The sequence below is a fragment of the Caulobacter sp. GW821-FHT12D05 genome (genome assembly GCF_058807295.1).
Map to the genome: position 1 here is coordinate 405,404 of NZ_JBXAQO010000004.1, position 22,920 is coordinate 428,323.

General features: G+C 69.1%; 21 protein-coding genes and 1 pseudogene. 17 read left to right on the forward strand and 5 right to left on the reverse strand.

The features are described from left to right. Window positions 1-5 precede the first annotated feature (5 nt). Window positions 6-965, reverse strand: coding sequence for a hypothetical protein (locus tag AC1RRR_RS20045; RefSeq protein WP_492815640.1), 960 nt, complete (start codon window positions 963-965; stop codon window positions 6-8). A 217-nt stretch (window positions 966-1,182) separates the two neighbouring features. On the opposite strand from AC1RRR_RS20045, the gene obgE reads away from it, so the two are divergent. The 9 genes from obgE to AC1RRR_RS20090 all read left to right on the forward strand — a co-directional run bounded on the left by obgE (window position 1,183) and on the right by AC1RRR_RS20090 (window position 10,203). Then, window positions 1,183-2,247, forward strand: a complete 1,065-nt coding sequence (gene obgE / locus AC1RRR_RS20050) for a GTPase ObgE (protein WP_492815641.1) — start codon at window positions 1,183-1,185, stop codon at window positions 2,245-2,247. Further along, on the forward strand, window positions 2,244-3,374 hold the full coding sequence (gene proB, locus AC1RRR_RS20055; protein WP_492815642.1) for a glutamate 5-kinase: 1,131 nt from the start codon (window positions 2,244-2,246) through the stop codon (window positions 3,372-3,374). The genes obgE and proB overlap by 4 nt, the downstream gene beginning before the upstream one ends. An 11-nt stretch (window positions 3,375-3,385) precedes the next feature. Further along, complete coding sequence (locus AC1RRR_RS20060) at window positions 3,386-4,915, forward strand: UbiD family decarboxylase (protein WP_492815643.1); 1,530 nt, start codon at window positions 3,386-3,388, stop codon at window positions 4,913-4,915. A gap of 25 nt (window positions 4,916-4,940) precedes the next feature. Beyond that, window positions 4,941-5,507 (forward strand): hypothetical protein, encoded by a 567-nt coding sequence (locus tag AC1RRR_RS20065; protein ID WP_492815644.1) that lies wholly within the window; start codon window positions 4,941-4,943, stop codon window positions 5,505-5,507. Beyond that, window positions 5,482-7,311, forward strand: a complete 1,830-nt coding sequence (locus tag AC1RRR_RS20070; RefSeq protein WP_492815645.1) for a M14 family metallopeptidase — start codon at window positions 5,482-5,484, stop codon at window positions 7,309-7,311. Before AC1RRR_RS20065 ends, AC1RRR_RS20070 begins: the two co-directional genes overlap by 26 nt. Window positions 7,312-7,397: 86 nt before the next feature. Continuing rightward, a complete protein-coding gene (locus AC1RRR_RS20075) occupies window positions 7,398-7,799 on the forward strand; it encodes an MAPEG family protein (RefSeq protein WP_492815646.1) in 402 nt (133 codons plus the stop codon). A gap of 39 nt (window positions 7,800-7,838) precedes the next feature. Next, window positions 7,839-9,170 (forward strand): TldD/PmbA family protein, encoded by a 1,332-nt coding sequence (locus tag AC1RRR_RS20080; protein ID WP_492815647.1) that lies wholly within the window; start codon window positions 7,839-7,841, stop codon window positions 9,168-9,170. Beyond that, window positions 9,167-9,946, forward strand: a complete 780-nt coding sequence (locus AC1RRR_RS20085; protein WP_492815648.1) for a 3'(2'),5'-bisphosphate nucleotidase CysQ — start codon at window positions 9,167-9,169, stop codon at window positions 9,944-9,946. Before AC1RRR_RS20080 ends, AC1RRR_RS20085 begins: the two co-directional genes overlap by 4 nt. A gap of 20 nt (window positions 9,947-9,966) precedes the next feature. Continuing rightward, window positions 9,967-10,203, forward strand: coding sequence for a DUF4170 domain-containing protein (locus tag AC1RRR_RS20090; RefSeq protein WP_291871969.1), 237 nt, complete (start codon window positions 9,967-9,969; stop codon window positions 10,201-10,203). 131 nt (window positions 10,204-10,334) lie between these two features. Here the strand turns inward: AC1RRR_RS20090 and AC1RRR_RS20095 are convergent, their stop codons facing one another. Continuing rightward, window positions 10,335-11,000 (reverse strand): fused DSP-PTPase phosphatase/NAD kinase-like protein, encoded by a 666-nt coding sequence (locus tag AC1RRR_RS20095; RefSeq protein WP_492815649.1) that lies wholly within the window; start codon window positions 10,998-11,000, stop codon window positions 10,335-10,337. A 144-nt stretch (window positions 11,001-11,144) separates the two neighbouring features. Here AC1RRR_RS20095 and AC1RRR_RS20100 point away from each other — a divergent pair, with 144 nt between their 5' ends. Genes AC1RRR_RS20100 through lpxK form a run of 5 tightly spaced genes read left to right on the forward strand, consistent with a single transcriptional unit; the run spans window position 11,145 to window position 16,923 of the window. Next, entirely contained in the window at window positions 11,145-12,950 is a 1,806-nt protein-coding gene (locus AC1RRR_RS20100) for an ABC transporter ATP-binding protein (RefSeq protein WP_492815650.1), read from the forward strand. Next, window positions 12,947-13,648, forward strand: coding sequence for a lysophospholipid acyltransferase family protein (locus AC1RRR_RS20105; RefSeq protein WP_492815651.1), 702 nt, complete (start codon window positions 12,947-12,949; stop codon window positions 13,646-13,648). The genes AC1RRR_RS20100 and AC1RRR_RS20105 overlap by 4 nt, the downstream gene beginning before the upstream one ends. A gap of 31 nt (window positions 13,649-13,679) precedes the next feature. Next, window positions 13,680-14,690 carry a cation diffusion facilitator family transporter gene (locus AC1RRR_RS20110; RefSeq protein ID WP_492815652.1) on the forward strand — a complete coding sequence of 337 codons (1,011 nt, stop codon included), beginning with the start codon at window positions 13,680-13,682 and terminating at the stop codon, window positions 14,688-14,690. Continuing rightward, window positions 14,660-15,919 carry a 3-deoxy-D-manno-octulosonic acid transferase gene (locus tag AC1RRR_RS20115; RefSeq protein WP_492816574.1) on the forward strand — a complete coding sequence of 420 codons (1,260 nt, stop codon included), beginning with the start codon at window positions 14,660-14,662 and terminating at the stop codon, window positions 15,917-15,919. Before AC1RRR_RS20110 ends, AC1RRR_RS20115 begins: the two co-directional genes overlap by 31 nt. After that, window positions 15,916-16,923, forward strand: coding sequence for a tetraacyldisaccharide 4'-kinase (lpxK, locus tag AC1RRR_RS20120; protein ID WP_492815653.1), 1,008 nt, complete (start codon window positions 15,916-15,918; stop codon window positions 16,921-16,923). The genes AC1RRR_RS20115 and lpxK overlap by 4 nt, the downstream gene beginning before the upstream one ends. Here the strand turns inward: lpxK and AC1RRR_RS20125 are convergent, their stop codons facing one another. Both AC1RRR_RS20125 and AC1RRR_RS20130 read right to left on the reverse strand, forming a co-directional pair. Then, window positions 16,924-18,225 carry a metal-dependent hydrolase family protein gene (locus AC1RRR_RS20125; protein WP_492815654.1) on the reverse strand — a complete coding sequence of 434 codons (1,302 nt, stop codon included), beginning with the start codon at window positions 18,223-18,225 and terminating at the stop codon, window positions 16,924-16,926. It lies immediately after the preceding gene. A 7-nt stretch (window positions 18,226-18,232) separates the two neighbouring features. Continuing rightward, window positions 18,233-19,315, reverse strand: coding sequence for a phosphotransferase family protein (locus tag AC1RRR_RS20130; protein WP_492815655.1), 1,083 nt, complete (start codon window positions 19,313-19,315; stop codon window positions 18,233-18,235). A gap of 230 nt (window positions 19,316-19,545) precedes the next feature. On the opposite strand from AC1RRR_RS20130, the pseudogene AC1RRR_RS20135 reads away from it, so the two are divergent. Then, window positions 19,546-19,954: pseudogene (locus AC1RRR_RS20135) on the forward strand (VOC family protein). A 16-nt stretch (window positions 19,955-19,970) separates the two neighbouring features. Here the strand turns inward: AC1RRR_RS20135 and purD are convergent. Further along, window positions 19,971-21,257 carry a phosphoribosylamine--glycine ligase gene (gene purD, locus AC1RRR_RS20140; protein WP_492815656.1) on the reverse strand — a complete coding sequence of 429 codons (1,287 nt, stop codon included), beginning with the start codon at window positions 21,255-21,257 and terminating at the stop codon, window positions 19,971-19,973. 112 nt (window positions 21,258-21,369) lie between these two features. Between purD and AC1RRR_RS20145 the strand changes: the two genes are divergently transcribed. Both AC1RRR_RS20145 and AC1RRR_RS20150 read left to right on the forward strand, forming a co-directional pair. Further along, a complete protein-coding gene (locus tag AC1RRR_RS20145; protein ID WP_492815657.1) occupies window positions 21,370-22,044 on the forward strand; it encodes a DUF2306 domain-containing protein in 675 nt (224 codons plus the stop codon). Then, a complete protein-coding gene (locus tag AC1RRR_RS20150; RefSeq protein ID WP_492815658.1) occupies window positions 22,041-22,853 on the forward strand; it encodes a LytTR family DNA-binding domain-containing protein in 813 nt (270 codons plus the stop codon). The genes AC1RRR_RS20145 and AC1RRR_RS20150 overlap by 4 nt, the downstream gene beginning before the upstream one ends. Window positions 22,854-22,920: the final 67 nt, after the last annotated feature.

Below are 22,920 nucleotides of genomic sequence, written 5' to 3' on the forward strand. Positions count from 1 at the left end.
CGGGCTTAAGCCGCCCGGTGCGTGTGGATCACCTTCTGCGGACCTTCGCGGAAGCGCTTTTCGGCGACGACGATCCGCTCGCACAGGGCGTCCAGGTCGCTCAGCAGCGAGTAGGTGGCGTAGATGGGGATCTCCATCAGCGCGACCTGCGCTCGCGGCATGAACTCGGTGTACTTCTTCCAGGACACGTGGCCGTCACGGGCGGCCATGGCCCGCTGGCCCAGCGGATTCCACAGGTCCAGGTCCATCAGCTCGTCGCGGCACTGCTTCATGACCGGCAGGGCGATGTAGAGGAACAAGAAGGTCGGGGTGGCGGCGCGGCCGAACTGCGGCTGCACCTGCAGGTGCCAGATGCGGTAGGCCTCGAAGAAGCCGGCCTTGCGGGCCGGATCCGGCGGCAGCCAGGTGGCCTGGTCGTTGATCAGCTCGTTGACGACGGCCGAACGTTTGACCAGCTCGTCGGCGCTGGTGCCGGCCGGCATGGTCTTGGACAGGGCCGCGACCGGAATGGCCAGCTTCTTGGCGACGTCGGTGAAGGCCACGTGCTTGCCGGCCATCGGCGTGAACTGGCCAAACGACGGCGCATTCGGAGCGCTGGCGCGCTTGGTGGCGGCGGCCTGGTGCATCAGCAGCTGTTCTTCACGCTGCTTTTCCGCGCGCAGGCGGTCGAATTCGATCTCGTGAGCGGCCTGTTCCTCGGCGGTCATCCAGCGGGCTCGGCCCGGACCGTAGGTGCGCTCGTAGCGATTCAGCAGGACCAGGGTGTGTTCGCTGGACGGCTTGACCCCGACCTCGGCGACGAACGTCTTGAAGTCGCGCCACTGCGGCGCGATGCCCGTTCCCCGCGCGATCAACATGTTGCGGTGGACGGACGCCTCAGCGCTATACTTACGGTGAAGCTCCTGCGTCGACAAATCGCGCAGATCCCCCGCCAGTATCGCCTTGCTGTCTTCTGCCGTAGCCAAGGTCAGCCTCCCACTCCGTCGAGAGAAACGACGGTTACGCTGCCAAGACACTTTGTCGCACTCTGTGTTTTAACATTTCGTCACGACGACGAACAGCGGTCACGCTTTTATTCGCGGCCAAGCGTCACAGTTCGAAAGATCGGTGTGCTTGCCGTAACGTAAGGATGCGAGGCCGTTTTGGCTCGACGCGCGGGACGCCTTGGGACTAAAGAGCGCCATGAAATTCTTGGACCAATGCAAGATCTACATCCGCTCGGGTAACGGCGGCGGCGGGTCGGTGTCGTTCCGCCGCGAGAAGTACATCGAGTACGGCGGCCCGGACGGCGGCGACGGCGGTCGCGGCGGCGACGTGTGGATCGAGGCCGTCGAAGGCCTTAACACTCTGATCGACTACCGCTACCAGCAGCACTTCAAGGCCGGCACGGGCGTGCACGGCATGGGCCGCGCGCGTCACGGCGCCGCCGGCGACGACGTGCTGCTGAAGGTTCCGGTGGGCACCGAGATCCTCGAAGAGGACAAGGAAACCCTGATCGCCGACCTGGACCACGCGGGCGCGCGCCTGCTGCTGGCCAAGGGCGGCAATGGCGGCTGGGGCAACCTGCACTTCAAGGGCCCCGTGAACCAGGCGCCAAAATACGCCAATCCCGGCCAGGAAGGCGAAGAGCGCTGGATCTGGATGCGGCTGAAGCTGATCGCCGACGTCGGCCTGGTCGGCCTGCCCAATGCGGGCAAGTCGACCTTCCTGGCCGCCGCCAGCGCCGCCAAGCCCAAGATCGCCGACTATCCCTTCACCACCCTTACCCCGAACCTGGGCGTCGTGGACCTGTCCAGCAGCGAGCGTTTCGTGCTGGCCGACATCCCCGGCCTGATCGAGGGCGCGTCGGAAGGCGCGGGGCTCGGCACCCGCTTCCTGGGCCACGTCGAGCGCTCGGCGGTGCTGATCCATCTGGTCGACGCCACGCAGGACGACATCGCCGGCGCCTGGACCACCATCCGGGGCGAGCTGGAAGCCTATGGCGACGAGCTGGCCGACAAGTCCGAGATCCTGGCGTTGAATAAGATCGACGCCCTGGACGAAGAGACCCTCGCCGAGAAGATCGCCGAGCTGGAAGCCGTCGCTGGCGTCAAGCCGCGCCTGGTGTCGGGCGTCTCGGGCCAGGGCGTCACCGAACTGCTGCGCGCCGCCTATCGCCAGGTGCGCATCCGCCGTGGCGACCTCGAGGAAGAGATCGCCGAGGACGAGGACCATATCGACGAGACCCCCGGGGGCTGGACGCCGTGAGCCAGGCCGCCGGGGCGTTTGGTAACGCCCGCCGTATCGTCTTCAAGGTCGGTTCGGCCTTGCTGGTCGACGCCGAAACGGGCCGCGCCAATCGCGCCTGGCTGGAGGCCTTCTGCGCCGACGCCGCCGCCTTGCGCGCCGCTGGCAAGCAGGTGCTGGTGGTCTCGTCGGGCGCCGTCGCCCTGGGCCGCCGCCGCCTGGGCCTGGTCGGCCGCAAGACCACCCTGCCCGAAAAGCAGGCCGCCGCGGCCGCCGGCCAGAGCCTGCTCATGCATGCCTGGGAAGAGGCCTTCGAGCCGCATGGCGTCGGCGTCGCCCAGATCCTGCTGACCCGCGACGACACCGAGATGCGCCGTCGCTGGCTGAACGCCCGCGCCACCACCGAGACCCTGATGGGCCTGGGCGTGGTGCCGGTGGTCAACGAGAACGACACCGTCGTCACCGAAGAGATCCGCTACGGCGACAACGATCGCCTGGCCGCGCGCGTGGCCCAGATGGCCGGCGCTGACCTCTTGGTGCTGCTGTCGGACATCGACGGCCTCTACACCGCCGACCCGCGAAAGAACCCCAAGGCCGAGCACATCCCGCTGGTGACCGAGATCACCGCCGAGATCGCCGGCATGGCCGAGGGCGCCAATGCCGCGGCCGGGGTCGGCACCGGCGGCATGGCGACCAAGATCGCCGCCGCCCGCATCGCCCGCGCCGCCGGCTGCGCCACGCTGATCACCCTGGGCTCGCGCCCGCGCCCGCTGGCCGCCATCGCCGACGGCGAGAAGGCCACGCTGATCGAGGCCAACGCCTCACCCGCCGCCGCCTACAAGGCCTGGATCGCCGGCTCTCTGGCCCCGCAGGGCTGGGTCACGATCGACGCCGGCGCCGCCGCCGCGCTGGCCGCCGGCAAGAGCCTGCTGTCGGCCGGCGTCCGCGCCATCGAAGGCCCGTTCGAGAAGGGCGACGCCGTCCGTGTGCGCGACGAGACCGGCCAGGAAGTCGCCCGGGGCCTCGTCCGCTACGACAGCGCCGACGCCCAGCGCATCGCCGGCCTGCGCTCCGACGCCATTGAGGCCGAGCTCGGCTTCACCGAAGGCCCGATGATCCACGCCGACGACCTGGCCGTCGCGAACTAGACGAGTACCCCATGGCCTACCGTTCCCTCCGTGAGTTCATCGACGTCCTGGAGGCCAAGGGCGAGCTGGTGCGCGTCACCGAGCCGGTCTCCAGCGTGCTGGAGATGACCGAGATCCAGACCCGCCTGCTGGCCACCGGCGGTCCGGCGGTGCTGTTCGAGCACGTCCTGCTGCCCGACGGTTCGCGCTCTTCGATGCCGGCCCTGGCCAACCTGTTCGGCACGGTAAAGCGCGTGGCCATGGGCGTGACCCTGGGCGGCGAGCCGCGCGAGACGGCGGGCGAGCTGCGCGAGGTCGGCGAACTGCTGGCCTTCCTGCGCCAGCCCCAGCCGCCCAAGGGCCTGAAGGACGCGATCGACATGCTGCCCCTGGCCAAGACGGTCATGAGCATGCGCCCCGGGACGGTGAAGAAGGCCCCGGTGCAGGAGGTCGTGCTCACGGGCGACGACATCGACCTCACCAAGCTGCCGGTCCAGACCTGCTGGCCGGGCGAGCCGGCTCCGCTGATCACCTGGCCCCTCGTCGTGACCAAGGGTCCGGGCAAGGACCGTGAGGACGACTTCAACCTCGGCATCTACCGCATGCAGGTGCTGGGCAAGGACAAGTGCATCATGCGCTGGCTGGCCCATCGCGGCGGGGCCCAGCACTACGCTCGCCACAAGAAGGCGGGGAACAAGGATCCCCTGCCCGCTTGCGCCGTGCTGGGAGCCGATCCCGGCACCATCCTGGCCGCCGTGACGCCGGTGCCCGACACCCTGTCGGAATACCAGTTCGCCGGCCTGCTGCGCGGCGCCAAGGTCGATCTGGTGCCGGCCAAGACCGTGCCGCTGATGGTCCCGGCCCACGCCGAGATCGTCATCGAAGGCCACGTCCTGCTCGACGAGTTCGAGGACGAAGGCCCCTACGGCGACCACACCGGCTATTACAACAGCGTCGAGAAATTCCCGGTCTTCCAGGTGACGGCGATCACCATGCGCAAGGACCCGATCTATCTGACCACCTTCACCGGCCGGCCGCCGGATGAGCCCTCGGTGCTGGGCGAGGCGCTGAACGAGGTGTTCATCCCGCTGATCCGCCAGCAGTTCCCCGAGATCGTCGACTTCTGGCTGCCGCCCGAGGGCTGCAGCTACCGCATCGCCGTGGTCTCGATGAAGAAGGCCTATCCCGGCCACGCCAAGCGCGTGATGCTGGGCGTGTGGAGCTATCTGCGCCAGTTCATGTACACCAAGTGGGTGATCGTCGTGGACCACGACATCAACGCCCGCGACTGGAAGGATGTGATGTGGGCGATCAGCACCAAGATGGATCCCGCCCGGGACATCACGGTGATCGAACACACGCCCATCGACTATCTAGACTTCGCCAGCCCCGAGAGCGGCCTCGGCTCCAAGATCGGCCTGGACGCCACCGACAAGTGGCCGCCCGAGACCAAGCGCGAATGGGGCGAGGAAATCCGCATGGATCAATCGGTGGTGGAAGCCGTCACCGAAAAGTGGGCCCGCCTGGGTTTGCCGGGAGACGGAACCCCGATCTGGAAGTAGCGTCGGTCGACTCGACGGAGAGCTGATGGACGCGATCGAGGTTCTGTTCGCCTTCTATGGCGCCCTGCTGGCCCTGGCGGTCGGCAGGCTGTTGTCCGGCGCCGTCCGTGTCCTGGAAACCCGTGATGCGGTCCGGATCGGCTGGACCACGCCACTGCTGGCGCTGCTGCTGGTCTTCGACCTGGCCGCCTGCGTGACCAATGGCTGGAAAGCCCTGGGCTCGGCTGACATGAGCCTCAAGATCGTGCTGGTCTGCCTGCTGACCGGCGGCGCCTATTACGTGGCCGCCTCGCTGCTGGTCCCGCGCGACCTTGCCGCCCGGCCCGATCTGGACGCCTGGTGTCGCGACAACAAGCGCTACGTGGTCGGCGGCATGGTGCTGGGCAACCTGCTGGGCTTTGAGCTTCTGCAGGTGATCCTCAGCGGCCTGTCCGAGACCATCGCCATGCGCTGGACGGGCTTCTCCGCCCTGATGAACCTGACCTACTACGTCCTGCTGATCGTCCTGATGCTGGTCCGCAACCGGGTCGTCGACATCGCCCTGCTGGCGGTGCTGAACCTACTGTATGTTATTTCCCTGGCCGCCGCCTGAGGCCGGCCCCGCCCTGCTTGCCCTGGGAGCTCCCGCCATGTCGCAATCCCCTAGAGCCCCCTGGGACGAAGCCTTCCTGCCGCCGGCCCCGCACTGGCAGGGCGCCAGCCAGGCGCTGATCCGCGACGCGTCCGATCCGTGGATCACGCCGTTCGAGGCCGACGCCGAGCACGGCTTCTCGCCGACCTATGTCGACACCCGCGCCTGGTTCGACCGGCTGGACCAGGCGTCCAAGCTGGTCCGCGTCGAGGACTTCGGCGTCTCGCCGCAGGGCCGCGAGATCTTCGCCGTCATCGCCAGCAAGGACGGCGAGACGCTGGACCCGAAGAAGCCCCTGCTGCTGGTCCAGTGCGGCATCCACCCCGGCGAGATCGACGGCAAGGACGCCGGCATGATGCTGCTGCGGGACATGGCGTTTCACGGCAAGGACGGTCTGCTGGACAAGGTCAATCTGGTCCTGCTCCCGATCCTGTCGGTCGACGGCCACGAACGCTCGGGCCCCTATTCGCGTCCCAACCAGCGCGGACCGCGCATCCAGGGCTGGCGCAACACGGCGACCAACCAGAACCTCAATCGCGACTTCATGAAGCTGGACCAGCCGGAGATGCAGGCCCTCAAGCGCCTGCAGGCCAAGTACAAGGCCGATCTTTATGTCGACGTCCACGTGACCGACGGCCTGGATTACCAGTACGACGTCACCTACGGCTTCAACGGCGAGAACGGCGTCTGGTGCCGCTCGCCGGCCATCGCCAAATGGCTGGATGACGTCTTGAAGCCGGCCATGAACGCCAGCCTGGAGGCCGAGGGCCACATCCCGGGCGAGCTGGTGTTCGGCGTCGACGAGCAAAACCCCAAGGCCGGCTTCAACGACGGGGGCTTAGGCGAGCGCTTCTCCAACGGCTGGGGCGCGGCGGCCCACGTCCCGACCATCCTGATCGAGAACCATAGCCTGAAACCCCACGTGCAACGGGTGCTGGGGACCTATGTCTTCATCGAGACGGCGCTGAAACTGCTGGCCGACCAGGGCGGCGACCTGCGGAGGGCCATCGCGGCCGACAGCGCCCTGCGGCCCGCCGAGGTGCTGGCCAACTTCGTCTCCGACCCGACGCCGGCCTATACCCGCGCCTTCAAGGGCATCCGCTACGAGTACTATGACAGCCCCGCCTCGGGCCGGCAGGAAGTGCGCTGGCTGGGCGAGGCCGATCCGGCGCTGTGGCAGGTCCCGTTCTACGGCTCCAAACCTTCGCTGAGCCTGAAGCGTCCCGTCGCCTACTACGTGCCCAGCTACCGCGCCGACCTGATCGAGCGGCTGAAGCTGCATGGCGTGACGCTGGAAACCCTGCCGACGGACAAGACCGTCGAGGTCGAGATGATCCGCCTGGTCGATCCCAAGCTGGCCGACCGCGCCAACGAGGGCCACGTCCAGATCAGCGTCGACACCGTCACCACCGAGACCCGCGCCTGGACCTTCCCCAAGGGCTCGATCCGCGTCCCGACCGACCAGCCGCTGGGCGACCTGGTCGTGCTGCTGCTCGAGCCGCAGTCCAGCGAGAGCGTCTTCGCCTGGGGCATGGTCCCCGAAGTGCTGAGCCGGGTCGAATATATCGAGCCCTACGCCATCGCCCCGCTGGCCGAGAAGATGCTGGCCGCTGATCCCGCGCTGAAGGCCGCGTTCGAGGCCAAGCTGGCCGCCGAGCCCCAGTTCGCCGCCGATCCCGACGCGCGCCTGGCCTGGTTCTACGAGCGCACGCCGTTCTACGACGATCACTACTTGCTTTACCCGATCGCCCGCGAAGTCGCCTGAGAGGCGGGTCGGCTTGCCGACCGTCCCCGGACAGTCTCATATGTCGGTCACGCTCGGGGGCGGGCGGCGTACTAGGGTTTGAGTTGATGGATACGATTGCTTCGGGTCACGCGGCCGCGCTTTGGGCCGGCCTGCACCTGTTTCTGCTGCTGATCCTGTCGTTGCTGGTCGTGCGCCTGCGCCAGAAGCACAAGGTCGCGCTGGGCGACGAAGGCATCCCGGAACTGGCCCGCGCCATCCGCGCCTTCGGCAACGCCACGGAATATGTGCCGACGGGCGTCGCCTCCCTGGCCGTGCTGGCCGTGGCCGGCGCCTCGCCGCTGACGGTCCATGTCGTCGGCTTGGTGCTGTTCGCCGGCCGCGCGATCCACGCCTTCGGCCTGTCCACCAACGGCGGCGCGTCGATCGGACGTTCGATCGGCATGGTCGCCACCTGGCTCGCCTACATCTTCGCGGGCGTGGCCCTGCTGCTGTCGGCCATCGGGTAGCGCTTGCCGGCCTAGGCCGGCCTCGTCCATAAGACCGACATGGACGATAATCTGCTGCATGACGTGGTCGCCGCCGCGCGCAAGGCCGGGGCCGACGCGGCCGAAGCTGTCTTCGCCGAGCGCCAATCCCTCTCGGTCTCGGTTCGCCTGGGCGAGCTGGAAGAGGTCGAGCGCGAAGAGGCCCGGGATCTTGGCCTGCGCGTCTTCATCGGCCAACGCAGCGCCACGGTCTCCGGCTCCGACGTCTCGGCCGAGGCCCGCGCCAAGCTGATCGAGCGCGCCGTGGCCATGGCCCGCCTGGCCCCGGAAGATCCTTATGCCAGCCTGGCCCAGCATGATCGCCTGGCCAAGGGTCCCTATCCCGACCTCGACCTGATCGACGCCTATGAGCCCTCGGCCGAAGCCCTGGAGAACCAGGCCCGGATCGCCGAGGCGCACGCCCGCGAGGTCCAGGGCGTCACCAATACCGACGGCGGCTCGGCCAGCTGGAGTTCGTCCAGCTGGTCGCTGGTCACCACCGCCGGCTTCCACGGCACGCACGCGGCCACCGGCCACTCGGTGTCGGCCTCGGCCATCGCCGGCGAGGGCGCGGGCATGGAGCGCGGCGGCGAAGGCCGCTCGACCCGCCACTTCGGCGACCTGCCGGCCGCTGGCGACATCGGCATGGAGGCCGGCCGCCAGGCCGTCGCCCGCCTCAACCCGCGCAAGATCGCCTCGACCACCGCCCCGGTGATCTTCGAGAACCGCCTGGCCATGAGCCTGATTGGCCCGCTGCTGGGCGCGATCTCGGGCCCGTCGATCGCCCGTGGCACCTCGTTCCTGAAGGACAAGCTAGGCCAGCGAATCTTCGCCCAGGGCGTCAACCTGACCGAGGATCCGCACCGCGTGCGCGGCCTGGGCTCGGCGCCGTTCGACGACGAGGGCGTGGCCACCCAGGTCCGCAGCCTGATCGACGACGGCGTGCTGACCACCTGGCTGCTGAACAGCAGCTCGGCCAAGCAGCTGGGCCTGGTCACCACCGGTCACGCCTCGCGCGGCCTGGCCGGTCCCTCGGGCGTCTCGACCCACAACCTGACGCTCCAGCCGGGCGCCCAGGACCTGACGGGCCTGATGAAGGACGCCGGCACGGGCCTCTTGGTCACCTCGATGTTCGGCCCCTCGCTGAACGGCAATACCGGCGACTGGTCGGTGGGTTGCTCGGGCGTCTGGTTCGAGAACGGCGAGAGCACCGGCCCGGTCACCGAGATCACCGTGGCCGGCAACCTGATCGACATCTATGCCCGCCTGATCCCCGGCTCGGACCTGGAATTCCGAGGCGCCAGCAACAGCCCGTCGATCCTGGTCGACGCCCTGGCGATCGCGGGCAAATGAACGACCTGGACCTGATCCTTCAAGCCGCCAAGGAAGCCGGCGAGCTGGCGCTCTCGGCCCGTGAGAGCGGCCTGAAGATCTGGTCCAAGGAGGGCGGCTCGCCAGTCACCGACGCCGACCTGGCCGTCGACACCCTGCTGAAGACGCAGCTGACCGCCGAGCGCCCCGACTATGGCTGGCTGTCGGAAGAGACCGCCGACGACCCGGCCCGCCTGACCACCCGCCGGCAGTTCGTGGTCGACCCGATCGACGGCACCGTGGCCTTCATGAAGAACAAGCCGTGGTTCGCGGTCTCGATCGCCGTGGTCGAGAACGGCCAGCCGATCGCCGGCGTCGTCCACGCCCCGGCCCTGAACGAGACCTACGCGGCCACGATCGATGGTCCAGCGACGCTGAACGGCCAGCCCATCGCCCCCAGCGCGACGAGCGAACTCTTCGGCGCGGCCATGCTGGGCGACGCCAAGATGTTCGCCCACCCGGCCTGGCGCGAGCCCTGGCCGGAAATGCGCATCGAGAGCCGCAACTCCATCGCCTATCGCATGTGCCTGGTGGCCGCCGGGACCTTCGACGCCGCTGTGGCCCTATCGCCCAAGAGCGAGTGGGACCTGGCCGCCGCCGACCTGATCTGCCGCCGCGCCGGCGCGACGCTCAGCGACCACAAGGGCCGAGAATTCGTCTATAATCGCCCCATTCCGCTCGTTCCGAGCCTGGTTTGCGCCAATCGGGCGCTTCACCCGTTGATCCTGTCACGCGTCGGGCATATCGAGCTGCCATAAACATAATTCCTCGCAGGAACATGCTTCAAATGGTCGATAAGCAGCTTCTTCATATCGTGGTCGGTGGCGAACTGAAGGATGTCGCCGGGATCGAATTCCGGGACCTGTCCAAGGTCGAGTTCGTCGGCGCCTATCCCAGCTACGAAGACGCCCACAAGGCCTGGAAGGCCAAAGCCCAGGCGACGGTGGACAACGCGCACGCGCGCTACTTCATCATCCACGCGCACAAGCTGCTGGATCCTTCGAGCGAGGGCTGAGTCAGCACTAGCCCCCACCTGACCTGCTCACGCAGGTCTGTCCGCCCCCAAACGGGGCGGAGGGTTATCTCTCCTCCCCCTCTTGGGGGAGGGGGACCGCCGAAGGCGGTGGAGGGGCCAGCGCCGCCTCCCTACTCCCGCCGCAGGATCTTATCCGTCAGCACCTTCCCCAGCATGTTCGCCCGGAAGGTCTTCTTCATCTCGACGGGATTGTAGTCGTCGCTCTCGACCCACTCGCTGAACGTCAGCCCCTTGGGTTCGCCGACTTCCAGATATTGCTCGAACACGTAGTCCAGAACGCCGGTATTGCCGTGCTTGATGTGCAGGTAGCGCGGCGACAGCTGCTCGACCGCCTCGCGGATCGGCAGGCCCAGGCGGTAGTGGGCGTAGAACACGCTCATGATCCCCGCCCGGTCCGCGCCTGACTTGCAGTGCATCAGGGCCGGGTACTCGATCTTCTCGAACAGCTCTTTCGCCCCCCGCACCCGCTCGCGGATCGGGACCTCGCGCGAGGTGATCGTGAAGTCGACGAAGTTCAGGCCCAGGCGCTCGCAGGCGTCCTTCTCCAACGCATAGAAGCTGCCGTCGAAGCCGCCGCGCAGGTTCACGATCGTCTTGATGCCGCGCTTCTTCCACCAAGCCAGCTGGAACGGCCAGGGCTGGTTGGCGCGGACCATCTCGGGGCTGATCCAGTGGGCGTTCGAGAACCCCAGGCGCAGATAGGCGTGGTCGTTCCACAGATAGTGGAGATAGGTCTTGAACCGGCCCCAGGGCGTGGCGAGGTCGAACTTGGCCAAGAGGGCGCTTTCCTTCGGGATTTCGCCGCCTAGGTAAGGGTATCAGCCCCGAAAGGCAAAACCCGCCCTCATGGCGTCGCTTTTCGTGGGCAGTGCGTCCCGCAAGTCATTGACAGTCCTCGCACGAAATCCGACCCCTCCCGCATGACCTCGCCGGACAACCAGCCCTCGAACCGCGCCCTGATGGGCCGGATGTGGCGCGAGTTCCTGAAGCCCCGCTGGAAAGGCTTCCTGGTCTCGATGATCAGCGCGGTGATCGTCGCCCGCCTGACGGTGATGCTGGGCGAATATGTCGAGCCGGCCGTCGACAAGCTGATCGCCCATCCCCAGCCCGGCGCCCTGATCTGGGTGCCGCTGACCATCGCGGCCCTGGCCGTGGGGCGCGGGGTGTTCCAGGTCATCCAGGCCAGCCTGATCAACCGCATCGGCAACGGCGTCGTCGGCGACATGCAGACCCGCCTGTTCGGCCGCCTGATCCGCGCCGATCTAGCCCGCCTACGCGGCGCCCATTCGGGCTCGTACGTCGCCTCGGTGCTGTACGACGCCGGCCTGATCCGCGAGGCGGCGACCACCGGCGTGATCAACTATGTCCGTGAAGGCCTGACCGTCGTCATCACCCTGTGGGCCCTGCTGGGCGCCGACCCGATCCTGGCGGCCGGGGTGCTGATCATCGTGCCGGGCGTCAACGGCGTCATCCGCCACTTCTCCAAGCGCACGACCAAGGCCGCCAAGGGCGCCATGGGCGAGACCTCCAACCTCTCGACGGCGATCATGGAGAGCCTGGACGGGGTCAAGATCGTCAAGATGGAGAACCGCGAGGCCTATGAGGAAGGCCGCGTCGCCGCCGTGGTCGAGCGCCGCCAGCGCCACCTGATCAAGGGCAGCAACGCCCGCGCCATGGCCGCCCCGGCCACCGAGCTCTTCTCGCAGCTCGTGATCGCCGCCGTGTTCGCCTATGCGGGCTGGCGCGCCATCACCGGGACCTTGGTCGTCGGTCCCCTGACCCTGCCGCCGATTACCCCCGGCGGCTTCCTGAAGTTCGTGATCCTGCTGGGCATCGCCGCCCAGTCGCTGCGCCAGGTCGCCAACCTGCAGACCGTCTTCGCCGAGGGCCTGACCGCCGCCCGCCGCCTGTTCGAGGCCCTGGACGTGGCCCCGACCATCGTCGATCCCGCCGACGCCAAGGCCCTGCCGGCCGGCGACAGCGCCATCGCCCTCACCGGCGTCACCTTCTCGTACGGCGCCGAGATCCCGGCCCTGTCGGACGTCTCGCTGACCGCCAGCAAGGGCGAGACCGTGGCCCTGGTCGGCCCGTCGGGCGGTGGCAAGAGCTCGATCCTGAACCTGATCCCGCGCTTCTACGACGTGAACGGCGGGGCGGTGACCATCGACGGCCACGACGTCCGCTCGGTGACCCTGGCCAGCTTGCGCGACCGCATCGCGCTGGTCACCCAGGAGCCGTTCCTGTTCGACGACAGCATCCGCGCCAACATCGCCTATGCCCGCCCCGGCGCCAGCCAGCTGGAGATCGAGGCGGCGGCCCGCCAGGCCGCCGCCCACGACTTCATCCTGGAACTGCCCGAGGGCTACGACACCGCCGTCGGCGAGGCCGGGGCCCGGCTGTCGGGCGGCCAGCGCCAGCGCATCGCCATCGCCCGCGCCTTCCTCAAGGACGCCCCGATCCTGCTGCTGGACGAAGCTACCAGCGCGCTGGACACCGAGAGCGAGGCCCAGGTCCAGGCGGCCCTGGAGCGGTTGATGGCCGGCCGCACCACGATCCTGATCGCCCACCGCCTGTCGACCGTGAAGAACGCCGACCGCATCTACGTCATCGACAAGGGTCGCGTCGTCGAGACCGGGACCCACGCCGAGCTGGTCCGCGCAGGCGGCCTCTACAGCCGTCTGGCCAAGGCCCAGGACCTCGACCACGTGCCGGAGGCGTCTGCTTGAGACCGTTGCGTTCGCCGTTCGTGATCTGGCTGCTGTCCTCGATCTTCGCCGGCTATTCCAAGCTGGTGTTCCGCACCCTGCGCATGACCGTCGAGGGCGCCGAGCAAGCCGAACAGGTCTGGGCGCAAGGCCGCGAGACCGGCGTCGGGGCGATCCTGTGCTTCTGGCACTCGCGCATCCCGATGTCGCCGCTCAGCTGGCCACAGGACCTGGCCGTCCGCCAGGACATGCGCGCCCTGATCTCGCGCTCCAACGACGGCGAGTTCATCGCCCGCACGGTCGAGAAGCTGGGCTTCCCGGCCATCCGCGGTTCCTCGGCCAAGAAGACCGACCTGGCCAAGAACAAGCACGGCGAGCAGGCCTTCCGCGACATGGTCAAATGGGTCAAGGACGGCGGTGGCGTCGCCATCACCCCCGACGGCCCGCGCGGCCCGGCCGAGCACATGGAGAAGGGCACGCCCTCCCTGGCCCGCGTCACCGGCGCGCCGGTGATCTTCGTGGGCCTGGCCGCCAAGCCCTGCATCCGCCTGGGCTCGTGGGACAACACCATGGTCCCCCTGCCCTTCGCCAAGGCCGCCATGGTCTGGGACGGCCCGACCGGCGCAGGCCGGGGCGATGATCCCGACCAGCTGGCCGAAGAATGGGCCGACCGCCTCTCGGCCGTCACCCGCCGCGCCGAAGAACTGGTCGAAGATTGATCCGGCCCGCCCTTGGTGGGATGTAGGAGCCATGGCTCACGACGCTCACGGACACGACCACAAGCACGACCATGATCACCACGATCATGACCATGCGCACGGTCACGGCCACCATCACGGACATGGCCACAGCCACGGTCCCGGCGGCCATCACCATCACGCCCCCAAGGACTTCGGCCGCGCCTTCGCGATCGGGGTGGCGCTGAACCTGGGCTTCGTGCTGGTCGAGGCGGGCGCGGGCCTGATCACCCATTCGCTGGCCCTGCTGGCCGACGCCGGCCACAACCTGTCGGACGTTCTGGGCCTCCTGCTGGCCTGGGGCGCGGCCGTGCTGGCCAAGCGCGCGCCCAGCGCTCGCCGCACCTATGGCCTGCGCAAGGGCACCATCCTGGCCTCGCTGGCCAATGCCGCCCTGCTGCTGCTGGCCGTCGGGGCCATCGCCTGGGAGGCCGTTCGTCGCTTCGGCGCGCCCGAGCCCGTCCAGACCGGCCCGGTGATGATCGTCGCCGCCATCGGCATCGCCATTAACACCGCCACGGCCCTGATGTTCATGAAGGGCGCGGAGGACGACCTGAACGTTCGCGGCGCCTTCCTGCACATGGCCGCCGACGCCGCCGTCTCGGCCGGCGTGGTGGTCGCGGCCCTGGCCATGGGCCTGACGAACTGGCTGTGGATCGACCCGGTGGTCAGCCTGGCCATCGTCGTCGTCATCGTGCTGGGCACCTGGGGCCTGCTGCGGGACTCGTTGGACATGGCGCTGGACGCCGCCCCGCGCGGGATTGACCCCGGCAAGGTGCGCGAGTGGCTGGCCGGCCGTCCGGGCGTCAGCGAGGTCCACGACCTGCACATCTGGGCGATGAGCACGACGGAGACGGCTTTGACGGCGCACGTCGTCCGCCCGCTGGACGGGGACCACGACCAGTTCCTGCATGACGCCTGCGCCGAGCTGGCCAGCCGCTTCAAGATCGGCCACGTGACCATCCAGGTCGAGACCACCCACGGCGCCCACAACTGCTCGCTGGCCCCCGAAGGCGTCGTGTGATCCGTCCCGGCGCCCTGAGCCTCTACCGGGCCGCCACGGGCCTTCTCGAACCCATCGCTCCCGCCCTGCTGGCCGGCCGCGCCCGCAAGGGCAAGGAGGACCCGGCGCGGATCGCCGAACGCCTCGGCCGCGCTGAGGTCGTGCGCCCGGATGGCCCGCTGGTCTGGCTGCACGGCGCCAGCGTCGGCGAGAGCCTGTCGATCCTGCCGCTCGTCGAGCGCCTGCGGGTGGAGCGACCCGAGGTCGGTGTGCTCGTCACCTCCGGCACCACCACCTCGGCCGCCCTGCTGGCCAAGCGCCTGCCGACCGGCGCGATCCACCAGTATGTCCCGGTCGACGCCCCCGGCGCGGCGCGGCGGTTCATCGCCCGCTGGAAGCCGTCCCTGGCCGTCTTCGTCGAGAGCGAGCTGTGGCCGAACCTCCTCTTGGAAGCGAAGGCCGCTGGTGTGCGCCTGGCGCTGGTCTCGGCCAAGCTGTCGGACCGTAGCTTCGCCAGCTGGCGCAAACGTCCCGACGCCGCCCGCCAGCTGCTGTCGAGCTTCGACCTGATCCTAGCTCAGGACGCCCGCGCCCACGACCGCTTCGAGGCTCTCGGCGGCAAGGTCGCCGGCGAGGCCGACCTGAAGTTCGGCGCCGCGCCGCTGCCGGCCGTGGCCAGCGACATCACCTTCGCCCGCCCGCCGCTGCTGATCGCTAGCACCCATCCGGGCGAGGACGAGATCGCCCTGGACGCCATCGCCGCCCTGCCCGATCGCCCGCCGGTCGTTCTGGCGCCGCGTCATGTCGAGCGGGGCCCGGCTATCGTGGAGCTGGCCAAGGCCCGAGGCCTCACCGCCGCTCTACGCAGCCAATCCCGCGAAACCGCCGACATCCTCGTCGCGGACACCCTGGGCGAGATGGGCCTGTGGTTCCGCCTGGCCGGAACCTCGGTGATCGCCGGCAGCCTGGTCCCCGACATCGGCGGCCACAATCCGCTGGAGGCCGCGCGGCTGGACTGCCCCACGATAAGCGGCCCGTTCGTCGAGAACTGGGCTTCGGCCTTCGCGGGCCTGGAGGCCGCAGGCGGCGTGGTCATGACCTCGCCCGAAGGTCTGCTGGACGCGATCGCCGCCGACCTGGCCGATCCCGCCGCCGCCAAGGCCCGCGCCGCCCGCGCCCGAACCTACGTCGACACCCGCGACGCCGAGGCCCGCGCCGGCCTGTCCCGCATCCTCGAGCTGGTCCCATGAAACTCGGCACGCCGCGCTGGTGGTACGTGAAGAACGGCGGGCCGGCCCCGCTGACCCGCGCCCTGCTGACCCCATTGTCGTGGATCTGGGCCGACGCCACCCGTCGCCGCATCGCCCGCACGACGCCGGCCATCGTCGGCGCGCCGGTGATCTGCGTCGGCAATGTCACCATGGGCGGGGCGGGCAAGACCCCGATCGTCCGCGAGCTGCTGCTGACCCTGACCAAGCGTGGCGTCAACGCCCACGGCCTGTCGCGCGGCTATGGCGGCAAGCTGAAGGGCCCGACCCAGGTCGACACGTCCCGCCACACCGTCAAGGACGTCGGCGACGAGCCGCTGATGCTGGCCCAGGACTTCCCGATGTGGGTGGCGGTCGACCGCGTGGCCGGCGCCAAGGCCGCCACGCGCCGGGGCGCCCAGGCGGTCGTCATGGACGACGGCCACCAGAACCCCAGCATCAAGAAGGCCCTGTCCCTGGTCGTGGTCGACGGCGAGACGCGCGGCGGCGAGTGGCCGTTCGGCGACGGCCGGGTCTTCCCCGCCGGCCCGATGCGCGAGCCGCTGAAGGTGGGCCTCTCTCGCGCCGACGCGGTGATCGTGCTGCTGCCGGTCGACATGGAGCAGCCCGACTTCGACCTGCTGGTCGAGTTCGGCGACATGCCGGTGCTGGTCGCGCGGCTCGAGGCCGCCGCGCCAGTCCCTGCGGGCCCGCAGGTCGGCTTCGCCGGCATCGGCAAGCCCTGGAAGGTCGAGAAGGCCCTGACCGCCGCCGGCTGCCAGCTGGTCGACTTCGCCCCTTTCCCCGACCACGGCGAATATGACGAAGCCACACTGAAGATGCTGGCCGACCGCGCCAAGGTCTATGACGCCGGCTTGGTCACCACCGAAAAGGACTGGGTGCGCCTGCCCGCCAAGTGGCGCGAGAAGGTGACGCCGTGGCCGGTCCGGGCGCGCTTCGACGACGAGGCGGCGCTGGCGGAGCTGCTGGCCAAGGTAGGGCTGTAGCTACTTGTAGACCACCCCGCCCTTGATCACCGACGTCACGTGCTGCAGCTCGGTGACGTCCTTCAGCGGATCGCCCTTCACCGCGATCAGGTCGGCGGCCTTGCCGGCCGCCAGGCTGCCGATCTCGCTCGACAGCGAGAAGTGATCGGCCGCGTTGACCGTCGCCGTCTGGATCGCTTCCAACGGCGTCAGGCCCGCCTTCACCAGCAGCGCGAACTCGCCGGCGTTGTCGCCGTGGGCGCTGACCCCGGTGTCGGTGCCGAACGCGATCTTGACCCCGCCCTCGTGCGCCCGGCGAGCCATGGCCAGCATCTTCGGACCCGCGTCCAGCGCCTTGGCGGTTTGGGCCGGGGTCAGGAAATTGTTCGGTCCCGTGGCGACCCGATAGACGAAGTCGCCGGCCATCAGGGTCGGCACCAGATAGGCGCCGTTCTTCTTGAAGGCGGCGATGCTGTCGGCGTCCAGATAGGTGCCGTGCTCGATGGAGTCGCCGCCGGCCTTGAGGAAGCTGTTGATGCCGTCGACGCCGTGAGCGTGGGCGGTGACCTTGCGCCCCATGCGGTGGGCCGCGTCGACGATGGCCTTCAGCTCATCGTCCGAGAACTGCTGGGCCAGGCCTGCGGCGGTGTTGGATAGCACCCCGCCCGTGGCGGTGATCTTGATGATATCCGCGCCCAGCCAGACCTGCTCGCGCACGGCGCGGCGGCAGTCGTCGGCGCCCGAGCACACCGAGGTCGGCCGCAGCACGTGCATGACCTCCTCGCTATAGCCGTTGACGTCGCCGTGGCCGCCGTGGACCGACACGGCCGAGCCCGCGGCGAGGACGCGCGGGCCGGGTACGTCGCCGCGCTTGATGCCCTCGCGCAGGGCGAAGATGGCCTTGTTGTCGGCCCCCAGGTCCGCGACCGTGGTGAAGCCGGCCATCAGGGTCTTGCGGGCGAAACCCGCTCCGACCAGGGCGTCGTCGGCGGGACCGCGCGTGACGGCCTGCAGGCGGCCGTTCGGGTTCTGCTCGTGGGTCAGGTGGACGTGGCTGTCGATCAGGCCGGGCAAGACGAAGCTATCCTTCAGGTCCACGACCTTGCCGCCGGGCTCGGAGACATAGCCGTCGACGATGCGCGTGACCTTGCCGTTCTCCAGCACCAAGGTCTTGGCTGTCTCGACCTTGCCCGTGGCCGGATCGGCCAGCAGGCGGCCGGCCTGGACGAAGACGGTTTCCTTTGCTTGGTTTTGGGCGCAGGCAGCGCCACCCAGCGCGCTGGCCAGAGCCAGGGCGCAGACGCCCGACAGCAGTTTCCGCATGTAGACCTTAAGCCCCCGCCTTCTGCGCGAAGGCCCAGGCTCCCTTGGCCAGGACCGGCACGCGCGCCTCCATCAGCTGCGCATGGGCGCTGGCGGCGGTGCCGTCACGGACGCGGCCGACAATGCCCTGGCAGATGCCGGCCAGTCTGAAGAGGTTGTAGCTGAAATACCAGTCCAACTCGGGCAGGCCGTCGCGGCCGGTGGCCTTGCAATAGCGCTCGACCGCCTGCGGGATGGTCGGCACGCCATAGGCCTCCAGGTCCTTGATCTCGGCGAGGCCGCCGCGCTGGTCGGACGGCATCACCCAGTTCATCAGGAAGTAGCTGAAGTCGGCCAGCGGATTGCCCAGGGTCGACAGCTCCCAGTCCAGCACCGCCACCACGCGCGGCTCGGTGGCGTGCAGGATCATATTGTCCAGGCGGTAGTCGCCATGGACGATCGAGGTCTTGTCGTCGACTGGGCAGCTTTGCGGCAGCCAGTCGATCAACCGATCCATGTCCTCGATGGTCTTGGTCTCGGACGCCTTGTACTGCTTGGTCCAGCGGTCGATCTGGCGGGCGAAATAGTTGCCCGGCTTGCCGTAGTCGGCCAGGCCCACGGCCGCGTAGTCGACATTGTGCAAGGCCGCCAGGGTGTCGATCTGGGCCTCGTAGATCGCCCGGCGCTCGGCGGGCTGGTAGTCGGGCAAGGTGCCGTCCCACAGGATCCGGCCCTCCACATTGTCCATCACGTAGAAGATCGTGCCGATGACCTCCTCGTCCATGCACAGGGCGTAGGCCTTGGCGACGGGGAAGTCGGCCTTGTTCAGGCCTGAGATCACCTTGTACTCGCGGTCGACGGCGTGGGCGGACGGCAGCAGCTTGCCCGGCGGCTTGCGGCGCAGGACGTATTTCTTGCCCGGCGTGACCAGCTGGTAGGTCGGGTTGGACTGGCCGCCTTTGAACTGGCGCACCTCCAGCGGACCGGCGTAACCCTCGACATTAGCCTCGAGCCACGTCGCCAGCTTGGCTTCGTCGATCGCATGGCGCGGGTCGACCGGCTTGGTGCCCGAGTTCAGGTCCTGGGCGGACTGTTCGGCGGCTTCGGCCATGGCGCGCTTCTCCCCAACGCTTGTTTGAACGGGGAGTTTAGAGGCAGACGCGAGAGAGGCAACCCGCTACAATCCCGGCGTCGAAAAAGGGCCAAGGACCGGAACCAACCTAGGTAAGCCCGGTCACTCCGCACCGCGGAGGAACCTGTACCCCGCCTTCGGGCAGGGACCCGCGACGAGACGGCGGCGCAATCCCGCGCCGTTGGCTCGGCGCATCTGTGGTCCTGTCGATGTTATCAAAACCTCCGTGCGCCGCGCCCCTCATCAAGGAGAGCGCTCATGCGCCTGAACCACCTCGACCTGCCCGTTCCCAACATCGCCGCGACGCGGGACTTCTTCGAAACCTGGCTGGGCTTCACCCACGAGCGGACACTGGGCCAGAACGGCCTTGCGATCCTGCGTGATAGCGCCGGACTGGTGCTGGTCCTCAGCCGGTTGCAGGACACGGGCGCCCAGACCTGGCCGTACCCGTTCCACATCGGCTTCCACCTGGAGACGGAAAGCGCGGTCAGCGACCTGCACCGGCGCATGAGCGAAGGCGGCGTCGCCGTAGGCGAGGCCTCGGTGCAGCGTGGGGCTTTCAGTTTCTACGTCACCGCGCCGGGCGAGATCCTCGTGGAGATCGCGCACCGAACCTAAAGGTGGCGGCGGGCGCTCAGCCGTGCGGCTTGAGTGCCCGCCAGCCGATGTCGCTGCGGTAGAAGCCGCCTTCCAGGCTGATCGTCCCCAACGCCGCATAGGCTACGTCGCGGGCCTCGTGCAGGGTCGCGCCCAGGGCGCAGACGTTCAGCACCCGGCCGCCCGAAGCGCGCAGGGCGCCCTCGGCGTCGCGGGCGGTGCCGGCGTGGAAGACCACGGCTTCGTTGCCAAAGTCGGCCTCGGCGTCCTGGATCAGGCCGCCGGTCTTGGGCGCGTCGGGATAACCCTCGGCGGCCAGGACCACGCAGATCGCGGCTTCCTCGCGCCACTTGGGGGGCTGCGCGCTGGCCAGCTCGCCCTTGGCGCAGGCCAGCAGGATCGGGACGATGTCGCTGTCCAGGCGCAGCATCAGGGTCTGGCACTCGGGGTCGCCGAAACGGGCGTTGTATTCGACCAGCTTCGGGCCCGTCGGCGTCAGCATCAGCCCGGCATACAGCACGCCGACATACGGATTGCCCTCGGCGGCCATGCCTTCGACGGTCGGCACGATCAGCTCGCGCCAGGCCTGGTCGATCAAGGCGTCGGTCAGGACGGGCGGCGGGGAGTAGGTGCCCATGCCGCCGGTGTTGGGGCCCTCGTCGCCGTCATAGGCGCGCTTGTGGTCCTGGGCCGCGCCGAAGAGGACCGCAGTCTCGCCATCGGAAAGGGCGAACAGCGAGGCCTCCTCGCCGTGCATGAACTCCTCGATCACCACGCGGGCGCCGGCCGAGCCGAAGCGGCCGCCCAGCATGTCGAGCACGGCGGCGTCAGCCTCGGCCCGGGTGGCGGCGATCACCACGCCCTTGCCGGCCGCCAGGCCGTCGGCCTTGATCACGAACGGGGCTTCCAGGGTGTCGAGGAACGTCCCGGCCGAAGCGGCATCCTCGAACACGCCATAGGCCGCCGTCGGCAGACCGTGGCGCTGGCAGAAGTCCTTGGTGAAGGCCTTGGAGGTTTCCAGCTGCGCGGCGCGCTGGCTGCCGCCGAAGCAGGGGATGCCGACCACGGCCAGCTTGTCGGCCAGGCCGACTTCCAGCGCCGATTCCGGACCGACCACCACCAGGTCCGCGCCGATCTCCTGGGCCAGGGCGACCAGGCCGTCGGCGTCGGTCGCCTTGACCGCGCGCAACTCGGCGACGGCTTCGATGCCGGGATTGCCCGGGGCGGCGACGAGGCGGCCGCACAGCGGCGACTGGGCGATCTTCCAGGCCAGGGCGTGCTCGCGCCCGCCGGATCCGACGAGGAGGATGGTCAGCTTTTCCATGAGCGCGGGGTGTGGCGTGCGCGCGCCCCCGGGTCAAGCGGTTCGCCCCCGCTGGCCGTCATTCGCCCCTTGGCGATGGCGAGACCGGGCGGGGCTGGCCAGGGCTTGAGCCATGGAAAAGATCTTCTCCCCCGCCCTGGCCCTGCACGTCGCCTGCGGCTTTGCCCTGGTCGCCGCCGGCCTGCTGCCGATCCTCACCCGCAAGGGTTCGCGCGCCCATCGCTGGTCCGGGCGGACATTTGTCGTCCTGATGAGCGTGCTGCTGGCCGCCGCCTGGATCATGACGGCGCTGCACTTCAGCGCCTATTTCGCGGCCCTGTCGGCGACGGCGACAATCACGGTCTTCTCCGGGACACGGGTCCTGCGGCGCAAGCGGCCGGACCTGGATCCGCGCCAGCGGGCGACGGCGCTGGACTGGGGCGTCACCCTGTTCGTCATCGCCATCGGTGCCTGGGTGCTGTTCCTGGTCGCCACGGGCCAGACCGGCCGCAACGGCGCGGTGTCCATGGCTCTGGTCTATGGCGCCTTCACCCTGGGTGGCTGGGATCTGTGGCGCTTTACGCGCCCCACCGACTGGCCGTTCTCGCCGAACCTCTGGACCTACGAGCATCTTGTGAAGATGCTGAGCGCCTACGGGGCGGTGATGAGCGCCTTCTCGGGCAATTTCCTGACCTTCCTGCCCACGCCATGGAGCCAGCTCTGGCCGACCCTGCTGTTCCAACCGATGGCGGTGATCTGGATCGTCGTGCTGGCGACGCGCCGGCGGCAGACCTTATCGCCCGCTTGAGGCGCGCGCCGACCGCCGCCTGGGTCTGGGCGTTCACCGCCTATAGCTGGCTGATGACCACGGTCAGCGCCGCCTGGTTCGCGCGGCGGTTCTCGGCCGAGCGCGGCATCGTGCTGGATGTGCCGACCTCGCTGGCCTGGCAGGGCGCAGTCTATGCCGCCTGGCTGCCGGCGGCGGGCCTGGTGTGGCTGATCCTGCGGCGGTTCGGGGCCGGGCCGAAGGGACTGCTGGCCGCGTTCCTAGCCGGAATCATCGCCGTACCGCTGGAGGCGCTGGCGTCGAGCCTGATCGACCAGGCCTTCATCGGCGGCGCCAACCTCACCGGACGGGTCGTGGGCAGAGTTCCCGTCTGCATCCTGCTCTACACCGCCATCGTCGCCGTCGGCCTGGCCGCCGTCCACCATCGCCGCGCCGCCGAGGCCCGCGCCCGCAACGCCCTGCTAGAGACCGCTCTGGCCGAAGCCCGCGCCGTCGCCGCCCCGCCCGAGCGGCTGATGGTCATGGCCGGTTCGCGCCGCGTTCCCGTCGAGGCCTCGGCGGTCGAGTGGTTCGCCGCCGCCGACAACTACGTGGTCGTCCACTGGTCCGGGCGCGAAGGCCTGCTGCGCGTCACCCTGCAGAGCCTGGAGGTCCGCTTGGACCCGCGCCTCTTCGCCCGCGTCCACCGCTCGACCCTGGTCAACCTGGCCCATGTGCGCGAGGCCCAGCCGCTGTCGGACGGCTCGTGGCGGCTGATCCTGGCCAGCGGGGCCGAGCTGGTGACCAGCCGCACCTATCGCGAGGACGTCCTGCGCCGCCTGGGCCGCTGAACTGCGTCCTATCGTCCCGCTCGCCTCCGGGGTGCTTGTCAGCGTCGCAGCGCCACGCACTATGCGT

Bases quoted from the DNA above. Each gene is read 5' to 3' on its own strand.
- AC1RRR_RS20110 (WP_492815652.1), top strand. From the start codon at position 13,680: ATGGCTCACGACGCTCACGGACACGACCACAAGCACGACCATGATCAC.
- AC1RRR_RS20060 (WP_492815643.1), top strand. From the start codon at position 3,386: ATGGCCTACCGTTCCCTCCGTGAGTTCATCGACGTCCTGGAGGCCAAG.
- AC1RRR_RS20075 (WP_492815646.1), top strand. From the start codon at position 7,398: ATGGATACGATTGCTTCGGGTCACGCGGCCGCGCTTTGGGCCGGCCTG.
- AC1RRR_RS20080 (WP_492815647.1), top strand. From the start codon at position 7,839: ATGGACGATAATCTGCTGCATGACGTGGTCGCCGCCGCGCGCAAGGCC.
- AC1RRR_RS20100 (WP_492815650.1), top strand. From the start codon at position 11,145: ATGACCTCGCCGGACAACCAGCCCTCGAACCGCGCCCTGATGGGCCGG.
- purD (WP_492815656.1), bottom strand. From the start codon at position 21,257: ATGGAAAAGCTGACCATCCTCCTCGTCGGATCCGGCGGGCGCGAGCAC.
- AC1RRR_RS20125 (WP_492815654.1), bottom strand. From the start codon at position 18,225: ATGCGGAAACTGCTGTCGGGCGTCTGCGCCCTGGCTCTGGCCAGCGCG.
- obgE (WP_492815641.1), top strand. From the start codon at position 1,183: ATGAAATTCTTGGACCAATGCAAGATCTACATCCGCTCGGGTAACGGC.
- AC1RRR_RS20065 (WP_492815644.1), top strand. From the start codon at position 4,941: ATGGACGCGATCGAGGTTCTGTTCGCCTTCTATGGCGCCCTGCTGGCC.
- lpxK (WP_492815653.1), top strand. From the start codon at position 15,916: ATGAAACTCGGCACGCCGCGCTGGTGGTACGTGAAGAACGGCGGGCCG.
- AC1RRR_RS20130 (WP_492815655.1), bottom strand. From the start codon at position 19,315: ATGGCCGAAGCCGCCGAACAGTCCGCCCAGGACCTGAACTCGGGCACC.
- AC1RRR_RS20090 (WP_291871969.1), top strand. From the start codon at position 9,967: ATGCTTCAAATGGTCGATAAGCAGCTTCTTCATATCGTGGTCGGTGGC.
- AC1RRR_RS20085 (WP_492815648.1), top strand. From the start codon at position 9,167: ATGAACGACCTGGACCTGATCCTTCAAGCCGCCAAGGAAGCCGGCGAG.
- AC1RRR_RS20070 (WP_492815645.1), top strand. From the start codon at position 5,482: ATGTTATTTCCCTGGCCGCCGCCTGAGGCCGGCCCCGCCCTGCTTGCC.
- AC1RRR_RS20145 (WP_492815657.1), top strand. From the start codon at position 21,370: ATGGAAAAGATCTTCTCCCCCGCCCTGGCCCTGCACGTCGCCTGCGGC.